This is a genomic window from Embleya sp. NPDC127516 (genome assembly GCF_044765325.1).
Taxonomy (GTDB): domain Bacteria; phylum Actinomycetota; class Actinomycetes; order Streptomycetales; family Streptomycetaceae; genus Embleya.
The window spans coordinates 441,765-465,457 of the sequence record NZ_JBIWJT010000005.1 but is presented as its reverse complement, the minus strand read 5'-3'; the positions used below and the strand labels follow the sequence as shown (position 1 = coordinate 465,457).

Below are 23,693 nucleotides of genomic sequence, written 5' to 3'. Positions count from 1 at the left end.
GCTGGGCACCCTGGGCGCGGGCACGACGGGGGGTGCGGAGGACACCAAGGCGACCACGGTGCTCGAACGGCGCGGCAGATGGGTGCCGTACGCGCTGCTCGCTCCCGGTCTGCTGTGGCTGGTGGTGTTCTTCGCCGTCCCGATGGTGGTGCAGGGCTCGACCTCGCTGCAGACCGGCAACCTGAGCAAGGGCTACGACCTCACCTGGCACTGGGCCACCTACTGGGACGCGATCGAGCAGTACTACCCGCAGTTCCTGCGCTCGTTCGGGTACGCCGCCGCGGCGACCGTGATGTGCCTGGTGATCGGCTACCCGCTCGCCTACGCGATCGCGTTCAAGGCCGGCCGGTGGCGCGGCATGTGGCTGGTGCTGGTGATCGCGCCGTTCTTCACCAGCTTCCTGGTCCGCACGCTGGCCTGGAAGACGATCCTCGCGGACAACGGGATCGTCGTGGACGTGCTCAACAAGCTGCACTTCACCAACGTCACGGCGTTCCTCGGACTCACCCAGGACGACCGGGTGTTGGCCACGCCGCTCGCGGTGATCTGCGGTCTGACCTACAACTTCCTGCCGTTCATGGTGCTGCCGCTGTACGCGTGCCTGGAGCGGATCGATCCGCGGCTGCACGAGGCCGCGGGCGACCTGTACGCGTCGCCGAAGACCACCTTCGTCAAGGTCACCTTCCCGCTGTCGCTGCCGGGCGTGGTCTCCGGCACGCTGCTCACCTTCATCCCGGCGTCCGGCGACTACGTCAACGCGCAGTGGCTCGGCTCGCCCGACACCGGCATGGCGGGCAACGTGATCCAGACCCAGTTCCTGCGGGTGCTGGACTACCCGACCGCGGCCGCCCTGTCGTTCATCCTGATGTTGCTGATCGTGCTCATGGTGACGGCGTACATCCGCAAGGCGGGGACGGAGGACCTGGTCTGATGGCCGTCGTCAACTGGTTGCGTCGCAACGTCATCGTGCTGTTCGGCCTGCTCGCGCTGGGCTACATGACGCTGCCCAACATCGTCGTGCTGATGTTCTCGTTCAACGATCCGAACGGGCGCTTCAACTACACCTGGAACGGCTTCACGCTCGACGCGTGGAAGGAGCCGTGCGGGGTCGCGGGCATCTGCGACTCGGTCGCGGTCAGCATGAAGATCGCGGTGTTGTCCACGATCGCGGCCACGGTGCTCGGCACCGCGATCGCGTTCGCGCTCGGCCGCTATCGGTTCCGCGCCCGCGGCGCGATCAACACGCTGCTGTTCCTGCCGATGTCGATGCCCGAGGTGGTGATGGGCGCCTCGCTCGGCACGCTGTTCCTGAACATGCGGATCAACACCGGCTTCGTCACCATCCTGATCGCGCACATCATGTTCTGCCTGAGCTTCGTGGTGGTCGCGGTCAAGGCCCGCGTGCTGGGCATGGACCCCAAGCTCGAAGAGGCCGCGCAGGACCTGTACGCGTCACCCACCCAGGTGTTCCTGCGGGTGACCCTGCCGCTCGCGGCGCCCGGCATCGGGGCGGGCGCGATGCTCGCCTTCGCGCTGAGCTTCGACGACTTCGTGATCACGAACTTCACCTCGGGCAACACGGTCACCTTCCCGATGTTCGTCTACGGCGCCGCCCAGCGCGGCACCCCGCCGCAGATCAACGTGATCGGCTCGGCGATGTTCGTGATCGCCGTGCTGATCGTGATGATCGGACAGATCCGCGCGTCACGGCGGGCCAAACAGCGGGCGTAGTTCGTCCGTTGCATGATGATCAATCCCAGATCTGTAGCTATGCGGTGAAATCGCCGGGGTCCGACAAGGGGACCCCGGCGGGCCCCGCGAAAGTGGTGAAACCCCATGGGTCCCCGGAACACGTCGGATCCTGCCCCCTCGGTCGAGGCCGTCCGCTCGCTCGCGGACGCCGCGCCGACTCCCTTCTGGCTCGACCGGCCCGACCGCCCCGAGCCGCGCGCGGCCCTGGTCGGCGACCAGCACTGCGATCTCGTGGTCGTCGGCGGCGGCTATTCGGGCCTGTGGACCGCGCTGATCGCGAAGGAACGCAACCCCTCGCGCGACGTGATGCTGGTCGAGGCACACGAGATCGGCTGGGCGGCCTCGGGTCGCAACGGTGGATTCTGCGCCGCGAGCCTGACCCACGGCTTCTACAACGGCCTGGACCGCTGGCCGAACGAACTGGCCCGGCTGGAGCGGCTGGGCGAGCACAACCTGGACGAGATCCAGGCGGCGGTCGAGCGCTACGGCATCGACTGCGCCTTCGAGCGCACCGGCGAGCTCAACGTCGCGACGCAGCCGCACCAGGTCGAGGAACTGCGCGAGGAGATCGAACTCGCGAAGCGGTACGGCACCGAACTGACCTTCCTGGACCGCGACGAGGTCCGGGCCGAGGTCGCCTCGCCGACCTATCTCGCGGGCGTGTGGGACAAGACCGGCTGCGCGATGGTGGACCCGGCCCGGTTGGCCTGGGGCCTCAAGGCCGCGTGCGAGTCGCTGGGCGTGCGCGTCCACGAGCGCACCAAGGTGACCGGACTGGCCGAACACGGCTCCGGGATGGTGCTCGAGACCGCGTACGGCCGGATCTTCGCGGGCAACGTGGCGCTGGGCACCAACGTGTTCCCGTCGCTGGTCAAGCGGTTGCGGCCGTTCGTGGTCCCGGTCTACGACTACGCGATGATGACCGAGCCGCTCACCGAGGAGCAGCTCGCGGCGGTCGGCTGGCACAACCGGCAGGGCATCGGCGACACGAACAACCAGTTCCACTACTACCGGCTCAGCGCGGACAACCGGATCCTGTGGGGCGGCTACGACGCCATCTACCACTACGGCTCCAAGCTGTCCTCGGACCTGGACCAGCGGCCGGAGACCTTCGCGAAGCTCGCCCAGCACTTCTTCGAGACGTTCCCGCAGCTCGAGGGCCTGCGCTTCACCCACACGTGGGGCGGTGCGATCGACACCTGCAGCCGCTTCTCGGCGTTCTTCGGCACCGCCTACAAGGGCAAGGTCGCGTACGCGCTGGGCTACACCGGCCTGGGCGTGGGTGCCACCCGCTTCGGCGCCGAGGTGATGCTGGACCGGCTCGACGGCCGCCCCACCGAGCGCACCGAACTCGAGATGGTCCGCACCAAGCCGCTCCCGTTCCCGCCGGAGCCGATCAAGTGGGCCGGCGTCTCGATGACCAAGTGGTCGATGGACCGCGCCGACAAGAACGGCGGCAAGCGCAACCTGTGGCTCAAGGCCCTCGACAAGGTAGGCATGGGCTTCGACAGTTAGAACCGCGCTGCGCGCGGGGCGGCTGTGCCGCCGGGCGGCCTCCGGCCGCTCTCCTCGCGCGCTCGTCGATCACTTCACGCGATCGAGTCGGGGGCGCTGACGCGCCGTCGGGCAGCCGGGTGAGCATGCGCCTCACCCGGCTTCCGGTGCGCCGTTCCCGAGCCCCGGCGGGGGCCGCGAGGCCATGATTCGCCCGCCCCGCGTGGTGAATCCGCAGCGTCGTCCCGAAACGTAACGGGTGGGCGGGTGGGCACCCTCAACACCGACCAAGACGGTCTGTAAGGCGAACGCCCCAACCGCCGACACTGTGAACCTTGAGCCCACACCCTCCGGCCAGCAGACTGGCAAACCGTACGGGGCTTGTGCGGCCCCTCGCCAGAACCGCATCCCCCGGAAGGTCGGACCGTGACGAACCACGTAACCCACTGGATTGCCAACGCGGAGTGGACCGGTACCTCCGAGCGTCGGGGCGACATCCACAACCCCGCCACCGGCAAGGTCACCGGCACGGTCGACTACGCCTCCGTGGCCGAGGTCGACGAGGCCGTCTCGGTCGCCGTCCGCGCCTTCGCCGGCTGGAAGAACGCCTCGCTCGCGAAGCGCTCCTCCGTGCTCTTCAACTTCCGCGAGCTGCTCAACGCCAAGAAGGACGAGCTCGCCGCGATCATCGTGGCCGAGCACGGCAAGGTGCACTCGGACGCGCTCGGCGAGATCGCCCGCGGCCAGGAGGTCGTGGAACTCGCCTGCGGCATCCCGCACTTGCAGAAGGGCGGGCACTCCGAGCAGGCGTCGACCGGCATCGACGTCTACTCGATCCGCCAGCCGCTCGGCCCGGTCGCGATCATCTCGCCGTTCAACTTCCCGGCGATGGTCCCGATGTGGTTCTTCCCGATCGCGATCGCCACCGGCAACACGGTGATTCTCAAGCCCAGCGAGAAGGACCCGTCCACCGCGAACTTCCTCGCCGACCTGTGGAAGCAGGCCGGGCTGCCCGAGGGCGTGTTCAACGTCGTGCACGGTGACAAGGTCGCGGTCGACCGCATCCTGGAGCACCCGGACATCAAGTCCGTCTCGTTCGTCGGCTCGACCCCGATCGCCAAGTACGTGTATGAGAACGGCACCCGCTACGGCAAGCGGGTGCAGGCGCTCGGCGGCGCCAAGAACCACATGCTGGTGCTCCCGGACGCCGACCTGGACCTGGTCGCCGACGCCGCGGTCAACGCCGGTTTCGGTGCGGCCGGCGAGCGCTGCATGGCGATCTCCGCCCTGGTCGCGGTCGAGCCGATCGCCGACGAGCTGATCGCCCGGATCAAGGAGCGGATGACCAAGCTCCGGGTCGGCGCCGGCAACGACGCCCAGTCCGAGATGGGCCCGCTGGTCACCCGGCAGCACGCGGACAAGGTGCTGTCGTACGTCCAGGCGGGCGAGGACCAGGGCGCGACGCTGGTGGTGGACGGCCGCGAGCACCCGATCAACGGCGCCGACACGGCCGAGGGCTACTGGGTCGGCCCGACCCTGTTCGACAACGTCACGCCCGGGATGTCGATCTACACCGACGAGATCTTCGGCCCGGTGTTGTCGGTGGTCCGGGTCGAGTCCTACGACGAGGGCCTGGCGCTGATCAACGCCAACCCGTACGGCAACGGCACCGCGATCTTCACCAACGACGGTGGCGCGGCCCGCCGGTTCCAGAACGAGGTCGAGGTCGGCATGATCGGCATCAACGTGCCGATCCCGGTCCCGGTCGCCTACTACTCGTTCGGCGGCTGGAAGAACTCGCTGTTCGGCGACCTGCACGCGTACGGCGCCGACGGCGTGCAGTTCTTCACCCGCGGCAAGGTCGTCACCCAGCGCTGGCTCGACCCCAGCCACGGCGGCATCAACCTGGGCTTCCCGACCAACGACTGACATACCGCGCGCCGTACTTCGCGCGCAGCCCGCCCGACCCCAATGACGTGGTCGGGCGGGCTTCGTCGTTCCCGCGCGCGCCGGGCGGGCTTGCCCATTTCTTCCGTACGCCTTCCCTGGCAGCATGCGTGACGGGTCGTCAGATGATCAATCGGCGGCCGCGACGAACGCGACAGGGGAACGGCGCATGCCCATCGACGACAGACCGGACGGCGATACGGCCGTCCGATTGATCCAGATCTCCGACGTGCACTACCGGGACGCTCCGGGCACGCACGGGTTCGTGCAGCACGACCCGGACGCCGGATTGGCGGCGGCCCTCGCGCATGCCGCCGACGCGCTCTCCGCCGCCGACGTGTTGGTCGCGTCCGGCGACCTGGCGGACACCGGCGAACCGGGCGCCTACCGGCGGCTCGGGGACGTGCTGCAGGAGCTCCCTGTGCCGGTGTACTGCCTGCCGGGCAATCACGACAGCCACGACGCCTACACCGCGGGCCTGCCGCGTACCGGTGTGCACCTGGAACCCGCGGTGCGGATCGGGAAGTGGCTGCTGCTCATGGTGGACACCAACGCGCTCGGCCGCGAACACGTGGGCGACGGCGTGTACCGCGATCTCGACGACCGGATGACCCGGGCCGACGGGCCCGAGCTCAGCGCGCCCGAGGCGGCCCGGATCCGGGAGATCCTGGCCGGGTCCGACGCCGAACACGTCCTGCTGTTCGTGCACCAGCCACCACTCGCGGAGATCTCCCCGCACCTGGACCCCTCCGGTCGACTCGGCGCGCTGCTCGGCGACTTCGGGCACATCCGGGCCATCTCCGGCGGCCACCTGCACGGCAGCCTGGAGGGCGAGTTCGCCGGTGTCCCGGTGTTCGTGGCGCCCTCGACGACGTACAGCATCGACTACGCCGGCAGGCACTTCGACGGCCCCGGCTACCGGACGTTCACGCTGCACCCCGACGGGCGGGTCGAGTCCCGGGCGCACACCGCGCCCGGTCCGATCACGGACGCGATGCGAGCCAAGCCCGCACCGCGCTTTCTCACCGATCTCATGCTGGGCGTGGTGACCATCGAGGAGATGCGCGAGATGACCGACGAGGGGTTCCTGGAGCGGTTCGGCGAGCCGCGTCCGGTCCGCGGCGCCTGAACCCGCCGCATTCGTTCGGCGGGTCCCGGGACCCGCGCCGAGGCAGTACGAGCCCGAGCAGCACGAGGAGACACGTGACACAACATCAGGCGGACGCCGGACTCGCCCTCGAAGGGGTCCGCAACTTCCGCGACATCGGCGGACTGCCCACCGCCGACGGCCGGCGGGTGCGCGCCGGCCGCTACTTCCGCAGCGGCCACCTGGCCAAGCCCACCGACGCGGACCGCGCGGTGATCGCGGAGCTGGGCATCCGGCTCGTGGTGGACCTGCGCAGCCCGGCCGACATCGAGCTGGACGGCGCCGACGTGCTGCCGGACGGCGCGCGATGGCTCAACCTGCCGATGTCCGACCCGGCCCGGCACTCGGACTTCTGGAGCGATCTGCGCAACGCCGACCTGAGCGTGCTGCGCGAGCGGCTCGGCAACGGGCGCGCGGAGAAGTCGATCGCGGCGGACTACCGCGACCAGGTGGTGAACCGGGTCGACAAGCACGCGGAGATGTTGCGCGCGATGATCGACGCCGACGGTCTGCCGGTGGTGGTGCACTGTTCGGCCGGCAAGGACCGGGCGGGCATAGCGGCGGCGCTGGTGCAGCGGATCGTCGGCGTCTCCGCCGACGACGCGGTGGCGAACTACCTGGTCAGCAACGAACCGGGCAACCGCTACGAGCCGAACAGCGACAAGCTCGCGATGCGGCCCGGCCTGCTCGAACTCTTCCAGCCGTTCCTGGAGGTACGCGAGGAGTACCTGCGCGGCGCGCTGGAGGTGATGGACACCCACTGGGGCGGCTTCGACGCCTACCTGGAGCGGGGCCTGGGCCTGGACGCGGACCGGCTGGACCGGTTGCGGTCGGCGCTGTTGGAGGACTGAGCCGGGCGGCGGACCGAAACGGGTCCGGACGCGCCCGAGGGCGGTGCCCACAGGAGGAGGCACCGCCCTCGGGCGGGTACGGCGTGCGGCGGTTGCCGCAGGCCCGCGACGGTCAGGAGTCGTCGGCCATCAGCTTGATGTTCCAGCGGGTCTCCTGGCGCGGCCGCAGGTACAGCACCCAGTACAGCGCGGCCAGGACCAGCACACCGCCGGTGATCAGCAGCGCACGGGTGGGCTGTTCGGTCAGCACGTAGATCATCGCCGCGATCAGCAGCACCGGGATCGCGGGCCACAGCGGCATCCGCCACGCCTGGGTGGTCTTGTGCGCGCCCTTGCGCGCGACCAGCACGGCGAGCGCCACCACCAGGTAGAGCGCGGCGACCGCGACGCCGGTGACCTCACTGAGGAGCGTCGTGGGTACGAAGCACAGGAGTGCGCCGGGCACGCCGACCACGAGCGTGGAGACCCACGGCGAACCGAACCGGTTCACCTTGCCGAAGGCCCGGTTGATCGGCTCGGGCCAGGCCCGGTCGCGGGCCGAGGCGTAGACCACCCGCGAGTTCTGGATCACCATGACCACGCCCGCGTTGATGATCGCCAGCGCGATGCACAGGCCGATGAAGGTGGCCATGCCGTGGTTGGACCAGCCCTCGACCAGGCCGAGGATGTCGCCGCCCGCCAGGGTCGCCTGGTCGGGTGCGCCCAGCGAGATCGCGATGGTCGGCACGATCAGGATCACGCCGCCCAGACCCAGGGTCCACAACACCGTGCGGGAGACCGTGCGGCGCGGGTTCTCCATCTCCTCGGCCAGGTAGACCGCGGTGGAGAAGCCCTGGAGGGCGAACAGCGCGCCGGCCATGCCCGCGATCAGCACGGCCATCTTCACCGGATCCGTCGTGTTGCCCGCGGTGTCCGCGATGACCTCGGGCTTGATCAGCGTCGAGGTGGACTGGTGCGTGTTGGCGAAGCCGAGGAAGGCCACGATCGCCGCGGCGATCACCTCCAGGGCCAGGAACACGCCGGTCACCCACGCGTTCGCGCGCAGGTCGAGCAAACCCATGATGGTGGCCAGGATCATCACCGCGGCGCCGGCCCACAGGGTGTCGATCGTCGCGATCGAGGTCAGATAATCGGCGGTGCCCAGCGCGATGATCGGCGGCACGATCATCACCACGATGGTGGCGATGATGAAGACCAGCCAGCCCATGAAGCGGCCCATCAGGGTGCCGACCATGGCGTACTCGCCGCCGGCGCTGGGGATCAGGGTGCCCAGCTCGGAGTAACAGAACGCGACGCCGACGCACAGGACGGCGGCCACGACCAGGGCCAACGCGGTGCCGGAGCCGAGCGTCTCGAACATGTCCGGAACGATCACGAAGAGCGAGGACGCGGGGGTCAGACAGGAGAGGGTGAGCAGTGTGCCGCCGACGACTCCGATGGAGCGCTTGAGCGGGGCGGGGGTACCACCGGCGTCGAGGGTGACTGGAGTCAGGGTCCCGGACGGCGGTGGGGTTGTTTCAACAGCCATGTGCGCTACCTCTGCGGGACAGCGGGGTGCGGTTATCGCCTCCGGGACGGATGGTGAGCCGTTCGTACCTTCCGAACGGTGCGGCGTAATACAAACGCCCGTTTGATCACCCGTCAAGATCCCGTTAGCAACTGATTCCGCAGGTTGTACGCCCAGATTTCATCGAATAACGCTTCAAGCTGGCATCTGATGGCGCGTAATCCGCAGATTGCGTCGCGGGAAAAGTTTTCTCACCGTTCACCTGTCGAGATAGCCTCCGGCCATGGTCAACCGCGTACTCGCGCACACCGGCGCCCGGCACCCCGTGATCCAGGCACCGATGGGTTGGATAGCCCGCTCACCACTGGCCGCCGCGGTGTCCGCGGCGGGCGGGCTCGGGATGGTGGAGACCTCCTCCGGCGAGGTCGACGCCTGCCGCCGGGAGATCGACACGATGGTCGGCTCGGGATTGGTGTTCGGGGTCAACCTGCCGCTGATGTTCCTGCGCGACGACCGGCTCGTGCGGCACGTGGCCGACGCGGGCGTGCGCTTCGTGACCACGTCGGCGGGCAACCCGGCGACCTTCGTCGACCTGCTGCGCGAGCACGGCCTGATCGTCTATCACGTGGTGCCCTCGATCCGGGCCGCGCGCAAGGCGGTCGACGCCGGCGTGGACGGACTGGTGGTGGAGGGAGCCGAGGGCGGCGGCTTCAAGAACCCGGCCGAGGTGTCGCTGCTCGTGCTGCTCCAGGGCATCCGGGAGATCACCGACCTGCCGCTGGTCGCGGCCGGCGGCATCGTGGACGGGCGCGGCATGGCGGCGGCGTTCGCGCTGGGCGCCGAGGCGGTACAGATGGGCACCCGGTTCCTGGCCTCGGCCGAGAGTCCGGTGCACACCCACTACAAGCAGGCAGTGCTAGCCGCGGACGAGACCGGGACCGTGGTGGTCAACCGCTCGGGCAGCCCGACCATGCGGGTGCTGGGCACCGACTTCTCCCGCGCCCTGGCCGCCTCCGGCGGGCCGGCGCGCAGTTCGCTCGACGCGATCCAACGGTTGTACTTCGGCGGCGACATGGAGGCGTCGCTCGCCTCCGCGGGTCAGTCGGTCGGCCTGGTGCACGAGGTGGAGACGGTGGCCGCGATCATCGAGCGGACGATGGCGGGCTTCCACGAGGCGATGGCGACGGCGGCCCGGCGGGCGGCCGAGGTCTGAGCCCGGCGGCGTCGGCCACCCGAGCCGCCGTCCACAGCACGATCGCGCACAGCGCCCACGAGGCCAGCACGTCGGCGAGCCAGTGGTAGTCGCACCACATCAGCGCGAAGCCGATCGCGGCGCACACGAGCACCGCGGCCCATGTGCAGTACCGGCCCGCCCGCGCCGAGCCGACACGCCCGAGCAGCAGCGCGGCGATCCCGAAGCAGACCGTCGAGGTCGCGGTATGGCCGGACGGGAAGAAGCCCCACTCGTCGGCGGGCACGGGCGATTCGCCGGGTCCTGGCCGACCGATCAGGTCCTTGCCGCCGATCACCGCGACCATCACCACCAGCACCGCCCCCGCCGCGATCGCGAGCGGGTACCCGCCGCGCGCCCGCCAGGTCGCGAACAGCGCCGCGCAGGCGAGCACGATCCCGGCCGGCAGCGGTCCGCCGAGATCGGCGAGCAGGTGCATCGGGCCGTCCAACCAGGCCGCGCCCCGCGCGCCCGCCAGATCGCGCATCGCGTCGCGCACGGTGCGATCGAGCGCGATCGAGGGTCCGCTTTCGGCCACCACCTGGATGGTGAGCACGACGAGCACGATGGCGGGAATCAGCGGCGCTACGAGGCCACGCGTGTACTGTGAGTGAACAGACCACCGCCCCGGAACGGGGGGCGTTGTCCCGGGGCGGCCGCCGGCTTGCTCAGGGCCGGCGTCGGTGGAAGGTCTGTGCATCTCACTCGAAGATACGCGGAGAGCAGGTCGGCAGGTTCCCGACGCGCGGCCTTCTCACAAAGCCTGCACACGTTCTCCACGGTCTGGAAGGCGAGACATACACGCTGTACGTTGGAGCATTGAAGGGTGTGAGCGGCGTCACAGCGCGTGTCGCGTGAGGCCGGCCGCCCCGGAGAGTCCAAGTACGCGGAGAACATCCGTAAGCAGGGCAAATCGACGGTGGCACGAGTGACGTGGCATTGACGCAATGTCGTCGATCGCCCCTCTGCTGTCAGCACGCAAAGGTAGGGTTGGTCAGGTGGTTGAAGAGTCCGATTACTCGACATACCGCGTGCCGTGCATCCCGGCCCCTGCGGGGAGCGGGCGCGTCCGCCGGGCCGAGGCCCCGGTGGTATCCAAGGGCGTCAAGGCGGGCGGTGCCGTGTTCGATTCCTCGGTGGAACCCCGACCGGGTCGGGGCGCGGGTGCGATGGGTGTGGTTCTGACCAGCGACCGCCAGCTTCGCGTCGTGCGCACGACGCGGCCGCGCGGCCTCCGACTCGAAGGCGAGATCGACCTCGCGAATGTGGACGTGGTGCGCCGTGTCCTGGCCTCCGCGGCCCGTGACGGCGGTGACGTCCGGGTGGACGTCAGCAAGCTCGCCTTCATCGACGTCGCGGGCCTGCGGGTGTTCGTCGACCAGGCCGGGGCGTTGTCCCGGCGCGGTGGTCACATGGTCCTGGTCGGCGCGAGCCGACAGATGTTGCGCGTGCTCGCCCTGTGCGGGTGGGACACCGTCCCGGGCCTGAGCATGGTCGAGCGGATCGCCCCGGCGCCGCGCCGACCGCGGCTCTGATCGGCCCGCACCGCTTTCGAACGTCGATTTCCGGCCGAAGTGGCCGCGCTCGACGACGCACTCGAACAACGCGCCCGACAACACGCCGAGGCGAGCACCGAAACCGGACGCCGAGGCAGGCGCCGAACGAGACGCCGAACATCAAGAACCGCCGCCCACCGGATTGTTCCGGTGGGCGGCGGGTTCGTGGTGTCGTGGGCGGCTCAGACCGAGGCGGCGAACGCCTCCTCCAGCACGTCCAGGCCCTCGACGAGCAGGTGCTCGGGCATCACCAGAGGCGGCAGGAAGCGCAGTACGTTGCCGTAGGTGCCGGCGGTCAGCACCAGCAGGCCCTGCGCGTGGCACGCCTTGGCGACCGCGCCGGCCAGCTCGGCGTTCGGCTCCTTGGAGCCGGGCTTGACCAGTTCCATCGCGATCATCGCGCCGCGGCCGCGGACCTCACCGATCTCGGCGAACTTCTCGCCCATCGTGCCCAGTCGGCCGAGCATGATCTCGCCGATCCGGCGGGCCGCGCCGTTGAGGTCGAGCCCGCGCATCGTCTCGATCGCGCCGAGCGCCGCGGCGCAGGCGACCGGGTTACCGCCATACGTGCCACCGAGACCACCCGCGTGGGCGGAATCCATGATCTCGGCGCGCCCGGTCACGGCGGCCAGCGGGAGGCCGCCGGCGATGCCCTTGGCGGTGGTGATCAGGTCCGGCACGATGCCCTCGTCGTCGCACGCGAACCACTGGCCGGTACGACAGAAGCCGGTCTGGATCTCGTCCGCCACGAACACGATGCCGTTCGCCTTGCAGAACTCGACGATCCTGGGCAGGAAGCCCTTGGCCGGCTCGATGAAGCCGCCCTCGCCCAGGATGGGCTCGATCACCACGGCGGCGACGTTGTGCGCGCCGATCTGCTTGGTGATCACGTCGATCGCCTGCGCGGCGGCCTCCTCGGCGCAGTTCTCCGCACCGGTCAGCCAGCGGTAGGGGTAGGCGACCGGGACCCGGTAGACCTCGGGGGCGAACGGGCCGAACGACTCCTTGTACGGCATGTTCTTCGCGGTCAGCGCCATGGTCAGGTTGGTGCGACCGTGGTAGCCGTGGTCGAACACGACCACCGCGGGGCGCTTGGTGTGCGCACGCGCGATCTTGACCGCGTTCTCCACCGCCTCGGCGCCCGAGTTGAACAACGCGGTGCGCTTGTCGTGGTCGCCCGGGGTCAGCTCGTTGAGCTGCTCGGCCACGGCGACGTACGACTCGTACGGGGTCACCATGAAGCACGTGTGGGTGAAGCGCTGGAGCTGCTCGGACGCGCGACGCACCACACCCTCGGCCGAGTTGCCGACGCTGGTGACCGCGATGCCGGAGCCGAAGTCGATCAGGGAGTTGCCGTCCACGTCGACGACCACGCCGCCGCCCGCCTGGGTCACGAAGACCGGCAGGGTGGTGCTGACGCCGCGCGCCACCGCCTGGTTGCGGCGCGTCATCAGCTCGGTCGACTTCGGGCCGGGGATGGCGGTGACGAGCCGGCGCTCCTGCGGGAGCGAGGGCCCGCCGGGCTGCGAAGCGCCCATGCTGGTCTCCTGTGGGTCGAGGCGGGGGTTCACGGTGGCACCGCGGTCCTATCGGCAGGCTAGGCGCCGAGTCGCGTTCGCCGCATGCGCCGCATCGGTTAATCACCCGGTTGCTTGTGTCCGGGATGGACAAATGCCGATCGGGCAGAACAACTTCGGAACGCAACGCGGACTCGCGCCGGAATGATCATCACGACAGCGGGTGTGGCGCCTAGATTGAGTACCGGTTCAGGACGTGGTTCCGGGAGGGCTGGACGTGGACGTGGAACGGCCGGATTCCCCGGCGTCGCCGGCTGTCGAGGCGGAGGCCTTCGAGGTCGACCCGGCACGCCGGAGCACACCGCCGACCCGCCGTGCGCGGACCGCCGGGGCGCGGGTGCCCGCGCCGGCGGCGGCGGATCGCGACGTGGATCCCGACGGCTTCGACCTGCGCGGGTGGCTGCGCGGTCCGCGCCACCGCGAGGCCCCGGGCGTGTACGGATACGGCCGGGACGAGCGGGAGATCAAGCTGCGGGCGGCCGAGCGCGAGGCGCGCACCCGGCCGGAGGCGGCGCTGGTGCGGCGCGCGGTGTTGTGGCTGGTGATCGCGGTGCTCAGCCTGAACTGGGTGATCATGGCCTACGTGTGGCTGGTCCGGAAGATCATCCCCACCTTCCTGTGGCCGCTGCTGTTCAACAATCTGCTCTACGTCCTGGTCTTCGTGCTCTTCGGCTATCTGGGCCGCTGGCACGAGATCGCCTGGCCGTTCCTGCGCCCGTGGTGGCAGCGGCTGGACCGGCGCGCCGAGCTGAACGGGCGCCCGCGCCCCGAACAGTGGCGCCGCGCCGCGTTGTTCCTGGTCCTGGGCTTCGTCGCGTGGATCGTGCTGATGCGGCCGTTCGTCGCGCTGTTGTTGCTGATCTTCCCGCGCGGGCTGCTGCACGACGGGCAGTGGCTGGTGCGACTCCTCTACAACGGCGGCTTCCTGTACGCGGCCGCGGTGCTCGGGCGCTGGAAGGTGGTGGTCGGGCCGTACGCGCGCACGCCCGCCGTGCACGCCGCGCACCCGGACGAGGAAGCGCCGGTCGCGGACGCCGAGTTGTGGCCCGAGCTGCGCGACGCGGGGCAACACGAGGCGGCCGATGTGCTCGACCACGAGGTGGCGGCGGGCCGGCTGCGGGACGTGGACTACCTGCGCCTGCGCCGGGTGATCGGGGCCGGTGAGCTCGACCCCGAATACCTCGCCGACGTGGCCGACGAGATCCACGACCACGGCGCCGCGGCCTGTCGGCACGGCTCCGGGCAGCGCGACGTGCGACCCAGGCGGGCCGAACACGATCTGCTGGCCGGACAGGTACGGGTCGGCATGGGCACCGACCACCCGCGGAATCCGGCGCTGTACCGGGACACCGCGTTCGCGCTGGACCTGGACGTGCTCGGCGCCTCGATGCTCGTGGTCGGCGCGGCCGGGGCCGGCGAGTCGGGCCGACTGCTGGAGCCGGTCGTGGAGGCGATGAGCCTGCGCGCGCTGACCGGCACCGCGTCGCTGGTGGTGATCGACGCCAAGGGCGACGAGTGCGAACGCCCCCGCGGCGGCTACGACCGCGAGGTGATCGTCGGCGACCCGGACTCGCCCTCGGGCCTGGACCTGTACGGCGGCGCGGCCTCGCCCGAGGACGCCGCCGACCGGCTCGCCGCCGCCGCGCTGCCGCCGAACGCGATCGAGCTCGCCGAGGGCGCGAGCAACGCGCTGCGTCAGGTGCTCGGCGCGTACGTGGCCGGGCACGGCCGCTATCCCGAGGTCGGCACGCTGCTCGACCTGCTGGACGGCGCCGAGGCCGCGCTCGCCGCGCTGGAGCGCGCGCTGCGGGCCGCCGACCGCTACGCCGAGCACGAACGGGCGCTGCGCGCGATGGCCCGCGGCGACGACGACGCGCGGATGCTGGTGCAGCGCCTGGCGGTGCTGGAACGGCCCGGTGTCGCCGAGCTGTTCCGGCCCGACCGGGAGCGGTTCGCAGCCGGCGACATCGACCGGCCGCTGCGGGTACGGATCGGGCTGAACGAGGCCGCGCACCCCGAGGCGGCCAGGCTGATCGGCCGACTGGTGTTGTCCCAGTTCGTCCAGGCGATGGCCACGCCCCGGCGCGAGCGCGGGCCGCGCAAGGTGTTCGCGTGCCTGGTCGCCGACGACGCCGGGCGCCTGGTGGACGAGTACGCCGCGAAGGGCCTGCAATGGGCCCGCAACCGCCGGGCCGGCCTGGTCCTGTCGGTCCGCTCGCTCGACGACCTCACGCCCGCGCTGCGGCACACCGTGTTCGCCGCGGCCGGCTGCAAGGCGGTGGTACCGGGCGCGTCCCGCGCCGACGCCGAACTGTTCGCCGAGCACTGGGGGATGACCAAGGAGCAGGAGAAGTCGATCACCATGGGCACGCCCGAAGGCGGCCTGGCCAAGCGGATCCGCTACTCGGTGCTGGGCACGCTGTTCGGCGAGAAGGCCAGCGGCCGGTCCGAGCGGGTGACCACCCGCACCGTCGAGCGCTATCGCTGGTCCCCGTCCGAGATCGCCGGCGATCTGCCCACGCGGCACGCGATCGTCAGCCTGACCACCCGAAAGGGCGAGCGAACCCCTCCCGTGCTGATCGATCTCAGCCGCTGAGTCACACTGGAGGCCTCTCCCACTCCAGTCTGGACAACGCCGACATGCCGCCCACCCTCGCGTCCCTGGTCCGCGCACCCGCCCTCGACCTGCGGGTGCTCGCGGGCAAGGGCGGGCTCGAGCGCGAGGTGCGGTGGGTGCACACGAGCGAACTCGCCGATCCCACGCCCTATCTGGAGGGCGGCGAACTGCTGCTCACCACGGGGATGAAGCTCGGCCGCAGCAACGCCGAGCGTCGCGCCTACGTCGAGCGGCTCGCCGCCGCCGAGGTGGCCGGACTCGGCATCGGGGTGGGTCTGTCCCTGGACCGGGTGCCCGCGGTGATCGTCGAGGCCGCCGAGGCGCACGGCTTCCCGGTGTTCGAGGTGCCGCGCCCGACCCCGTTCATCGCGATCAGCAAGGTGGTCTCGTCGGCGTTGGCCGCCGAGCAGTACGAGACCGTCACCACCGGCTTCGCGGTCCAGCAGGAGCTGACCCGGGCGGCCGCCGGGCGCGAGGGCGCCGCGACGCTGATCCGCCGGCTCGCGGCCCGGCTGGACGGCTGGGCCGCGCTGTACGACGCGGACGGCACGCTGCGCCAGGTCGCGCCGACGGCGGCCCGCACGCGCACCGACGCGCTGCGCGCCGACATCGAGAAGCTGCGCGGGATGCCCGCGCCGTCCTCCGCGTCGTTGCCGGGTGTCGAGGGCGACGAGCGGGTGGTGGTCCAGTCGCTGGGCGCCGAGCGGCGGATCAGCGGCTTCCTGGCGGTGGGCACCGCCCGCCCGCCGCGCACGGCCGACCGGCAGACACTGGGCACCGCGGCCTCGCTGCTCACGTTGGCCCTGGAACAGTCCCGGGTCAGCGCCGACGCGGGCGCCCGGATGCGTACCGCGCTGCTGCGGATGTTGCTCACCGGAGAGCGGGCGACGCCGGCCGAGTTGGCGCACGACATCGCGACCGACCTGCCGCCCGGGCCCTGGCGGGTCGTGGTGGCCACCGGGCCCGAGCCGGTCGTGGCGGCGTTCACCGAGCGTCTGTGCGCGCGGGCGGTCCGGGCCGGGACACCCGCGCTCACCGGCGACTTGGGCGGCGCGACCGTACTGGTGCTGCCGGAAGCGGTCGAGCCGGTCGAGCCGAGCGACCTGCCCGGTCTGATCGCGGGTGTGTCCGGTCCGGTCGAGCCGGCAGCCGCGGCCGACGGCTACCGGCAGGCGCTCGGCGCGCACGCGGTGGGCCTGCGCTCGGAGCGGACGCTGACCGTGCACGGCCGGGACGCGGGCGGGCTGCTGCCACTGCTGGACGGGGCCGCGGTGCACGCGTGGGCCGAACAACTGCTCGCGCCGCTGCGCGCGCACGACGTGGGCGGCCGGGGCGACCTGATCGGCTCGCTGCGCGCGTGGCTGGCCCGACACGGGCAGTGGGACGCCGCGGCCGGCGACCTGGGGGTGCACCGGCACACGCTGCGCTATCGCATCCGCCGGGCCGAGGAGATCCTCGGCCGTACCCTGGACGATCCGGACACCCGCGCCGAGCTGTGGTTCGCGCTGCGTGATCCGAGCGAGGTCCGCGACGACAAGTCGTAGTGGCGGCGGAGCACAATTGGCCGGTATGGACAAATGCGCGGGCGGGCGATCGGCCTACCGTTGAGTCACCGGGATCATCGGCGCCCGTTGACGGAGAAGGAGCAGCAGTGACCACCACCCACGCGTTCTGGCTGGCGGGCCGACAGGCCGCCGGCGAGACGGCCTTCGACGTCACGAACTCGTACGACGGCCGGATCGTCGGCCGGGTCTCCGAGCCCACCGACGCGCAGATCGAGGAGGCCGTCGCCGCCGCGCACGCGGTCGCGCACGAGTTCGCCGCGCTGCCCGCGTTCCGCCGGGCCGCGGCCCTGGACCACGTCGCCAAGCGGCTCGGTGAGCGCACCGAGGAGATCGCCCGGCTGATCACCGCCGAGAACGGCAAGCCGATCAAGTGGGCGCGCGGCGAGGTCGGCCGCGCGGTGTCGGTCTTCCGCTGGGCCGCCGAGGAGGCCCGCCGGTTCAACGGCGAGGGCATGCGGCTGGACACCGACGCGGGCGGCACCGGCCGCTACGCGCTGGTCCGCCGGATCCCCAAGGGCGTGGTGCTGGGCATCGCGCCGTTCAACTTCCCGCTGAACCTGGTCGCGCACAAGGTCGCCCCGGCGATCGCGGTGGGCGCGCCGATCATCCTCAAGCCGGCCCCGGCCACCCCGCTGTCCGCGCTGGTGCTCGGCGAGATCCTGGCCGAGACCGACCTGCCGGCGGGTGCCTGGAGCGTGCTGCCGGTGCCCAACGACCGGATGCCGGCGCTGGTCGTGGACGAGCGGCTGCCGGTCATCTCGTTCACCGGCTCGGGCCCGGTGGGCTGGAGCATCATGGACTCGGTGCCGCGCAAGCACGTCACTTTGGAGCTGGGCGGCAACGCCGCCGCCGTCGTGCTCGCCGACTGGTCCTCCGAGGCCGACCTGGAGTGGGCCGCGCAGCGGATCGCGACCTTCTCCAACTACCAGGGCGGCCAGTCCTGCATCTCGGTGCAGCGGGTGATCGCGGACGTGAGCGTCTACGACCGCCTGGTGGAGAAGATCGTGGCGAAGGTGGCCGCGCAGGTCACCGGCGACCCCGAGGACGACACGGTCGACGTCGGCCCGCTGGTCAGCGTCGCCGCCGCCGAGCGGGTCCAGGCGTGGGTGGACGAGGCCGTGCAGGCGGGCGCCAAGGTGCTCACCGGCGGTACCCGCGACGGTGCCTCCTACGCGCCGACGGTGCTCAGCGAAGTCCCGGCCGGCGTCACCATCGCCAGCGAGGAGGTCTTCGGCCCGGTGCTCACGCTGACCCGGGTGGACGGCACCGACGCCGCGTTCGCCGCGGTCAACGACTCCGAGTTCGGCCTTCAGGCGGGCGTGTTCACGCACGACATCCAGACCGCCTTCCGGGCCCAGCGCGAGCTGGAGGTGGGCGGCGTCATCATCGGCGACGCCCCTTCCTACCGCGCCGACCAGATGCCCTACGGCGGCGCCAAGAACTCCGGTGTCGGCCGCGAGGGCGTCACGTACGCGATGACCGACTTCACGTACGAGCGCGTCATGGTGCTCACGGGCCTGGACCTGTAGCACCCCCGAACGAAGGGCCCGGCCGCCTGGGGTGGTGTCGCCGGGCCCTTTCGCATGTCCGCGGGCAGGCAGCGCATGTCCGCGGGCAGGCAGCGCATGTCCGGCGGGCAGCGGCGCGCGCCCGCCCGTCCGGAGCAAGGGCACGCCCGTCCGGAGCAAGGCCGCACACTCGCGGAGCGCCTCCTCTGGACAAATGGGCGTCACGCGGCATTCAGTGGACGTGCACGGGCAGGTAACACCGATCGGTAACAACGTCGGTCCGCTGCGAGTCCGCGAGGAGTCCGCCATGCCCCCTGTCAGCGAACGCGAAGCCCGTAAGGTCGCCGAGGAAGCACGGCAACAGGACTGGGACAAGCCCAGTTTCGCCAAGGAGCTGTTCCTCGGACGCTTTCGGCTCGACCTCGTCCACCCGCATCCCGAGGCGGACGCCGAGGAGATCCGTCGGGGGGAGGACTTCCTCGCGGTGCTCCGCGAGTTCCTCATCACCCGGGTGGATCCCACCGTGATCGAACGCGACGCGCGGATCCCGGACGAGGTGATCAAGGGCCTGGCCGAGATCGGCGCGCTGGGCATGAAGATCGACACCGAGTACGGCGGCCTGGGTCTGAGTCAGCTCTACTACAACAAGGCCCTGGTCCTGGTCGGCTCGGTCAACGCCGCGCTCGGCGCGCTGCTGTCCGCGCACCAGTCGATCGGTGTGCCGCAGCCGGTCAAGATGTTCGGCACCGACGAGCAGAAGCGCGAGTTCCTGCCGCGCTGTGTGCGCGAGGTCAGCGCGTTCCTGCTCACCGAACCCGACGTCGGCTCGGACCCGGCCCGGCTGGCCACCTCCGCGGTGCCCACCGAGGACGGCGAGGCGTACGTCCTGGACGGCGTGAAGTTGTGGACCACCAACGGCGTGGTCGCCGGGCTGCTCGTGGTGATGGCCCGGGTGCCCAAGGCCGAGGGCCGGCGCGGCGGGATCACCGCCTTCGTCGTGGACGCGGACAGCCCCGGCATCACCGTGGAGAACCGCAACTCCTTCATGGGCCTGCGCGGCATCGAGAACGGCGTGACCCGCTTCCACAACGTCCGGGTGCCCGCGGCGAACCGGATCGGGGCCGAGGGCGCGGGCCTGAAGATCGCGCTCACCACGCTCAACACCGGCCGGCTCTCGCTGCCCGCGATGTGCGCCGGCGCGGCCAAGTGGTCGCTGAAGGTGGCCCGCGAGTGGGCGGGCGAGCGCGAGCAGTGGGGTCGGCCGATCGCCGGACACGAGGCGGTCGCGGGCAAGATCGCCTACATCGCGGCGAGCGCCTTCGCGCTGGAGGCGGTGCTGGAACTGACCGCCAGGATGGCCGACGAGGACCGCCGCGACATCCGGATCGAGGCGGCGCTGGCGAAGTTGTACGCGTCCGAGGTGGGTTGGACGGTCAGCGACGAACTCGTGCAGATCAGGGGCGGCCGCGGCTACGAGACCGCCGCCTCGCTGCGGGCCCGGGGCGAACGCGGCGTACCCGCGGAGCAGATGTTGCGCGACATGCGGATCAACCGCATCTTCGAGGGCTCGACCGAGATCATGCACCTGCTGATCGCGCGCGAGGCGGTGGACGCCCACCTGGCGGTGGCCGGCGACATCATCGACCCCGACGCGGATCTGAAGGCCAAGGGCAAGGCCGCCGCCGACGCGGGCGTCTTCTACGCGAAGTGGCTGCCCAAACTGGTCACCGGCAAGGGGCAGGTGCCCACGTCCTACCGCGAGTTCGCCCGGGCCGGGGCGCCGAGCCTGGCCGCGCACCTGCGCTTCGTCGAGCGCGCCTCGCGCCGGCTGGCCCGCTCCACCTTCTACGGCATGGCCCGCTGGCAGGGCGCGATGGAGCGCAAACAGGGCTTCCTCGGTCGCATCGTCGACATCGGCGCCGAACTGTTCGCGATGAGCGCGGTGTGCGTGCGGGCCGACATGCTGCGCCGGCGCGACCTCGAGCAGGGCCGGGCCGCGTACGAACTCGCCGACCTGTTCTGCCGGCAGGCGCAGATCCGGGTGGACGAGCTGTTCGGCCGGTTGTGGACGAACACCGACGAGCTGGACGTCAAGGCGGTCGAGGGCGTGCTGGCGGGTCGGCACCTGTGGCTGGAGGAGGGCGTGCTCGACCCGTCCACCGAAGGCCCGTGGATCGCCGACGCGACACCCGGCCCGGCCAAAGTGGACAACGTGCACCGACCGGTCGGCTGAGCCGCCCGCGGCCGGCGGGCGCACCCCGCCGGCCGCGCCCGTCGACACGCGCGGTCCCCGTCGCCCACCGCCGACAATCCGCCGACCTGCGCTCGGCGCCGCACCGGCGCGGGCCACAATGGTCGGATGGACTCCCTGGCCGATCCGTACGTGCCCTTCGCCGCCCGCGACCAGTCGACCACCCGGCGGGACATCGTCCTGCTCGGCTCCACCGGGTCGATCGGGACCCAGACCATCGACGTGGTGCGCGCCCACCCCGACCTGTTCCGGATCGTGGGCCTGTCCGCCGGCGGCGGCCGGGTCGAGGAACTGGCACGACAGGCGCTCGAACTGGCGGTCGAGGTGGTCGCGGTGGCCAAGGCGTCCGCCGCCCAGGACCTGCAACTGGCCTTCTACGCCGAGGCCCAGCGGCGCGGCTACGCCAAGGGCGAGTACAAGCTGCCGCGCATCCTGGCCGGCCCCACCGCCGCGACCGAACTGGCCGCGCATCCGTGCGACGTCGTCCTCAACGGGATCACCGGCTCGATCGGCCTGGCCCCCACGCTCGCCGCGCTGACCGCCGGCCGCACCCTCGCGCTGGCCAACAAGGAGTCGCTGATCGTCGGCGGCCCGCTGGTGAAGGCGATCGCCAAGCCCGGCCAGATCGTCCCGGTCGACTCCGAACACTCGGCGCTGATCCAAGCGCTCCGCGGCGGTCGGGCCGACCAGGTCAAGCGGCTCGTGGTGACCGCCAGCGGCGGCCCGTTCCGCGGTCGCAGCCGCGCCGACCTGGTCGACGTCACGCCCGAGGAGGCCGCCGCCCACCCCACCTGGGACATGGGCCCGGTGATCACGATCAACTCGGCGACCCTGGTCAACAAGGGCTTGGAGGTGATCGAGGCGCACCTGCTCTACGACATCCCGTTCGACCGGATCGACGTCGTCGTGCACCCGCAGTCGATCGTGCACTCGATGGTCGAATTCGTGGACGGCTCGACCCTGGCCCAGGCGTCGCCGCCGGATATGCGGCTGCCGATCGCGCTCGGCCTGTCCTGGCCGGACCGGGTGCCGAACGTGGCGGCCGGCTGCGATTGGACCAAGGCGGCCACGTGGGAGTTCTTCCCGCTCGACAACGAGGCGTTCCCGGCGGTCGAGCTGGCGTGCGCCGCGGGGCGCGCCGGCGGCACCGCGCCGGCCGTGTTCAACGCGGCCAACGAGGAGTGCGTGGACGCGTTCATCGCGGGACGACTGGGGTTCAACGGCATCACCGACACGGTCGCCCGTGTCGTGAGCGAGCATGATGTACGTGGGGACGGCAACCGGTTGACACTGGATGACGTCCTCGACGCGGAGGACTGGGCGCGCCGACGGGCACGCGAGATCATCGCCCACGGAGGAGAACCCCGTTGACCCTGTTCATGACGATCCTCGGCATCGTCGTCTTTGTCGTGGGCCTGCTGTTCTCCATTGCCTGGCACGAGGCGGGCCACCTGGTCACCGGCAAGATGTTCGGTGTGCGGGTGCCGCAGTACATGGTCGGCTTCGGCAAGACGCTGTGGTCGAGGAAGATCGGTGAGACCGAGTACGGCCTCAAGGCGATCCCGGCGGGCGGCTACTGCCGGCTGATCGGCATGTTCCCGCCCGACGCGTCGGGCAAGGTGCAGGCCCGCAGCACCTCACCGTGGCGCAGCATGATCGAGGAGGCCCGCGAGGCGTCCTACGAGGAGGTCGGTCCCGGCGACGAGGACCGGATGTTCTACCAGCGCAAGCCGTGGCAGCGCACGATCATCATGCTGGCCGGGCCGTTCATGAACCTGATCCTGGCCATCGGGCTGCTCGCGGTGTACCTGATGGGCTTCGGGATCCCCGAGACCACCTCGACGGTGAGCACCGTCTCGGAGTGCGTGGTCAGTGCCGACGCGAAGACCGACAAGTGCCCCGAGGGCGCCAAGGCGGCCCCCGGCAAGGCGGCCGGCCTGCTGCCGGGCGACCGCATCGTGTCGTTCAACGGTGAGAAGATCGGCGACTACGACAAGCTCCAGGGCCTGATCCGCAAGTCGTCCGGCGAGGTCACCCTCGTGGTCGACCGCAAGGGCGAACTCGTCACCCTCAAGCCGGTGCTCGAACAGAACAAGATGATCAAGCTCGACGGCGACGGACGCCCGGTCGCCGATCAATACGTCACCACCGGCTTCCTGGGCATCAGTCCGGCGCGGGGGATCCAGCGCCAGAGCGCCGCCGAGTCCGTCGAGTACACGGGCGACCTGGTCAAGAGCGCGTTCCACGGCCTGCTGCGCATCCCGCAGAAGGTGCCCGCGCTGTGGGGCGCGGCCTTCCAGGGCGACGAACGCGACCAGGACTCCCCGGTCGGCGTGGTCGGCGCGGCCCGGGTCGGCGGCGAGGTGGCCGCGCTGGACGTGCCCGCGTCCCAGCGGGTCGGCCTGATGATCTTCATCATCGCGGGCTTCAACGTGTCGCTGTTCCTGTTCAACATGCTGCCGCTGCTCCCGCTCGACGGCGGTCACGTGGTCGGCGCGTGGTGGGAGTCGATCCGTCGCCGGATCGCGAGCCTGCGCAAGCGGCCGGACCCGGGCCCGTTCGACGTGGCCAGGCTGATGCCGGTCGCCTACGTCGTGGCCTCGATCTTCATCGCCTTCACCGTGCTGGTGTTGATCGCCGACCTGATCAACCCGGTGAAGGTGACCTAGGCCCTGTCCGCCGGACAGGGC

At 70.9% G+C, this 23,693-nt stretch carries 17 protein-coding genes; 14 read left to right on the top strand and 3 right to left on the bottom strand.

Going from position 1 to position 23,693, the window contains the following annotated elements:
- The first annotated feature begins 10 nt into the window (after positions 1 to 10).
- The 6 genes from ACIRL2_RS12670 (at position 11) to ACIRL2_RS12645 (ending at position 7,191) form a co-directional block, all read left to right on the top strand.
- Positions 11 to 931, top strand: coding sequence for an ABC transporter permease (locus ACIRL2_RS12670; protein ID WP_402231994.1), 921 nt, complete (start codon positions 11 to 13; stop codon positions 929 to 931).
- Positions 931 to 1,731 (top strand): ABC transporter permease, encoded by an 801-nt coding sequence (locus ACIRL2_RS12665; protein ID WP_395862093.1) that lies wholly within the window; start codon positions 931 to 933, stop codon positions 1,729 to 1,731. The genes ACIRL2_RS12670 and ACIRL2_RS12665 overlap by 1 nt, the downstream gene beginning before the upstream one ends.
- Positions 1,732 to 1,836: 105 nt before the next feature.
- Positions 1,837 to 3,267, top strand: coding sequence for an NAD(P)/FAD-dependent oxidoreductase (locus tag ACIRL2_RS12660; RefSeq protein WP_395862094.1), 1,431 nt, complete (start codon positions 1,837 to 1,839; stop codon positions 3,265 to 3,267).
- 405 nt (positions 3,268 to 3,672) lie between these two features.
- Positions 3,673 to 5,175 (top strand): CoA-acylating methylmalonate-semialdehyde dehydrogenase, encoded by a 1,503-nt coding sequence (locus ACIRL2_RS12655; RefSeq protein WP_395862096.1) that lies wholly within the window; start codon positions 3,673 to 3,675, stop codon positions 5,173 to 5,175.
- Positions 5,176 to 5,362: 187 nt separating this feature from the next.
- Entirely contained in the window at positions 5,363 to 6,322 is a 960-nt protein-coding gene (locus ACIRL2_RS12650) for a metallophosphoesterase (RefSeq protein ID WP_395862098.1), read from the top strand.
- 74 nt (positions 6,323 to 6,396) lie between these two features.
- Positions 6,397 to 7,191 (top strand): tyrosine-protein phosphatase, encoded by a 795-nt coding sequence (locus tag ACIRL2_RS12645; RefSeq protein WP_395862100.1) that lies wholly within the window; start codon positions 6,397 to 6,399, stop codon positions 7,189 to 7,191.
- A 112-nt stretch (positions 7,192 to 7,303) separates the two neighbouring features.
- Here ACIRL2_RS12645 and ACIRL2_RS12640 read toward each other — a convergent pair whose 3' ends face one another.
- Positions 7,304 to 8,719 carry an APC family permease gene (locus tag ACIRL2_RS12640; RefSeq protein WP_395862101.1) on the bottom strand — a complete coding sequence of 472 codons (1,416 nt, stop codon included), beginning with the start codon at positions 8,717 to 8,719 and terminating at the stop codon, positions 7,304 to 7,306.
- A gap of 262 nt (positions 8,720 to 8,981) precedes the next feature.
- Here ACIRL2_RS12640 and ACIRL2_RS12635 point away from each other — a divergent pair, with 262 nt between their 5' ends.
- A complete protein-coding gene (locus ACIRL2_RS12635; protein ID WP_395862103.1) occupies positions 8,982 to 9,911 on the top strand; it encodes an NAD(P)H-dependent flavin oxidoreductase in 930 nt (309 codons plus the stop codon).
- Here the strand turns inward: ACIRL2_RS12635 and ACIRL2_RS12630 are convergent.
- On the bottom strand, positions 9,841 to 10,485 hold the full coding sequence (locus ACIRL2_RS12630) for a phosphatase PAP2 family protein (protein ID WP_402231905.1): 645 nt from the start codon (positions 10,483 to 10,485) through the stop codon (positions 9,841 to 9,843). The two genes, ACIRL2_RS12635 and ACIRL2_RS12630, sit on opposite strands and share 71 nt — an antisense overlap.
- Positions 10,486 to 11,137: 652 nt before the next feature.
- On the opposite strand from ACIRL2_RS12630, the gene ACIRL2_RS12625 reads away from it, so the two are divergent.
- Positions 11,138 to 11,464: an STAS domain-containing protein gene (locus ACIRL2_RS12625; RefSeq protein ID WP_395862108.1), complete on the top strand. Its 327-nt coding sequence runs from the start codon at positions 11,138 to 11,140 to the stop codon at positions 11,462 to 11,464.
- 203 nt (positions 11,465 to 11,667) lie between these two features.
- Here ACIRL2_RS12625 and gabT read toward each other — a convergent pair whose 3' ends face one another.
- Positions 11,668 to 13,023, bottom strand: coding sequence for a 4-aminobutyrate--2-oxoglutarate transaminase (gene gabT, locus ACIRL2_RS12620; RefSeq protein WP_395862110.1), 1,356 nt, complete (start codon positions 13,021 to 13,023; stop codon positions 11,668 to 11,670).
- Positions 13,024 to 13,279: 256 nt separating this feature from the next.
- Between gabT and ACIRL2_RS12615 the strand changes: the two genes are divergently transcribed.
- The 6 genes from ACIRL2_RS12615 (at position 13,280) to ACIRL2_RS12590 (ending at position 23,672) form a co-directional block, all read left to right on the top strand.
- Complete coding sequence (locus tag ACIRL2_RS12615) at positions 13,280 to 15,658, top strand: hypothetical protein (protein ID WP_402231903.1); 2,379 nt, start codon at positions 13,280 to 13,282, stop codon at positions 15,656 to 15,658.
- A gap of 44 nt (positions 15,659 to 15,702) precedes the next feature.
- A complete protein-coding gene (locus ACIRL2_RS12610; RefSeq protein ID WP_402231901.1) occupies positions 15,703 to 17,223 on the top strand; it encodes a PucR family transcriptional regulator in 1,521 nt (506 codons plus the stop codon).
- 107 nt (positions 17,224 to 17,330) lie between these two features.
- Positions 17,331 to 18,773, top strand: coding sequence for an aldehyde dehydrogenase family protein (locus ACIRL2_RS12605; protein ID WP_402231899.1), 1,443 nt, complete (start codon positions 17,331 to 17,333; stop codon positions 18,771 to 18,773).
- A 286-nt stretch (positions 18,774 to 19,059) separates the two neighbouring features.
- Positions 19,060 to 20,985 carry an acyl-CoA dehydrogenase family protein gene (locus tag ACIRL2_RS12600; RefSeq protein WP_395862118.1) on the top strand — a complete coding sequence of 642 codons (1,926 nt, stop codon included), beginning with the start codon at positions 19,060 to 19,062 and terminating at the stop codon, positions 20,983 to 20,985.
- Between the two features lie 126 nt (positions 20,986 to 21,111).
- Positions 21,112 to 22,374 (top strand): 1-deoxy-D-xylulose-5-phosphate reductoisomerase, encoded by a 1,263-nt coding sequence (gene dxr / locus ACIRL2_RS12595; RefSeq protein WP_395862120.1) that lies wholly within the window; start codon positions 21,112 to 21,114, stop codon positions 22,372 to 22,374.
- The gene (locus ACIRL2_RS12590) at positions 22,371 to 23,672 is read left to right on the top strand and encodes a M50 family metallopeptidase (RefSeq protein WP_395862122.1); all 1,302 of its coding nucleotides are present in this window, start codon (positions 22,371 to 22,373) and stop codon (positions 23,670 to 23,672) included. The genes dxr and ACIRL2_RS12590 overlap by 4 nt, the downstream gene beginning before the upstream one ends.
- Positions 23,673 to 23,693 lie beyond the last annotated feature (21 nt).

Bases quoted from the DNA above. Each gene is read 5' to 3' on its own strand.
- ACIRL2_RS12650 (WP_395862098.1), top strand. From the start codon at position 5,363: ATGCCCATCGACGACAGACCGGACGGCGATACGGCCGTCCGATTGATC.
- ACIRL2_RS12600 (WP_395862118.1), top strand. From the start codon at position 19,060: ATGCCCCCTGTCAGCGAACGCGAAGCCCGTAAGGTCGCCGAGGAAGCA.
- ACIRL2_RS12660 (WP_395862094.1), top strand. From the start codon at position 1,837: ATGGGTCCCCGGAACACGTCGGATCCTGCCCCCTCGGTCGAGGCCGTC.
- ACIRL2_RS12635 (WP_395862103.1), top strand. From the start codon at position 8,982: ATGGTCAACCGCGTACTCGCGCACACCGGCGCCCGGCACCCCGTGATC.
- ACIRL2_RS12665 (WP_395862093.1), top strand. From the start codon at position 931: ATGGCCGTCGTCAACTGGTTGCGTCGCAACGTCATCGTGCTGTTCGGC.
- gabT (WP_395862110.1), bottom strand. From the start codon at position 13,023: ATGGGCGCTTCGCAGCCCGGCGGGCCCTCGCTCCCGCAGGAGCGCCGG.
- dxr (WP_395862120.1), top strand. From the start codon at position 21,112: ATGGACTCCCTGGCCGATCCGTACGTGCCCTTCGCCGCCCGCGACCAG.
- ACIRL2_RS12640 (WP_395862101.1), bottom strand. From the start codon at position 8,719: ATGGCTGTTGAAACAACCCCACCGCCGTCCGGGACCCTGACTCCAGTC.
- ACIRL2_RS12610 (WP_402231901.1), top strand. From the start codon at position 15,703: ATGCCGCCCACCCTCGCGTCCCTGGTCCGCGCACCCGCCCTCGACCTG.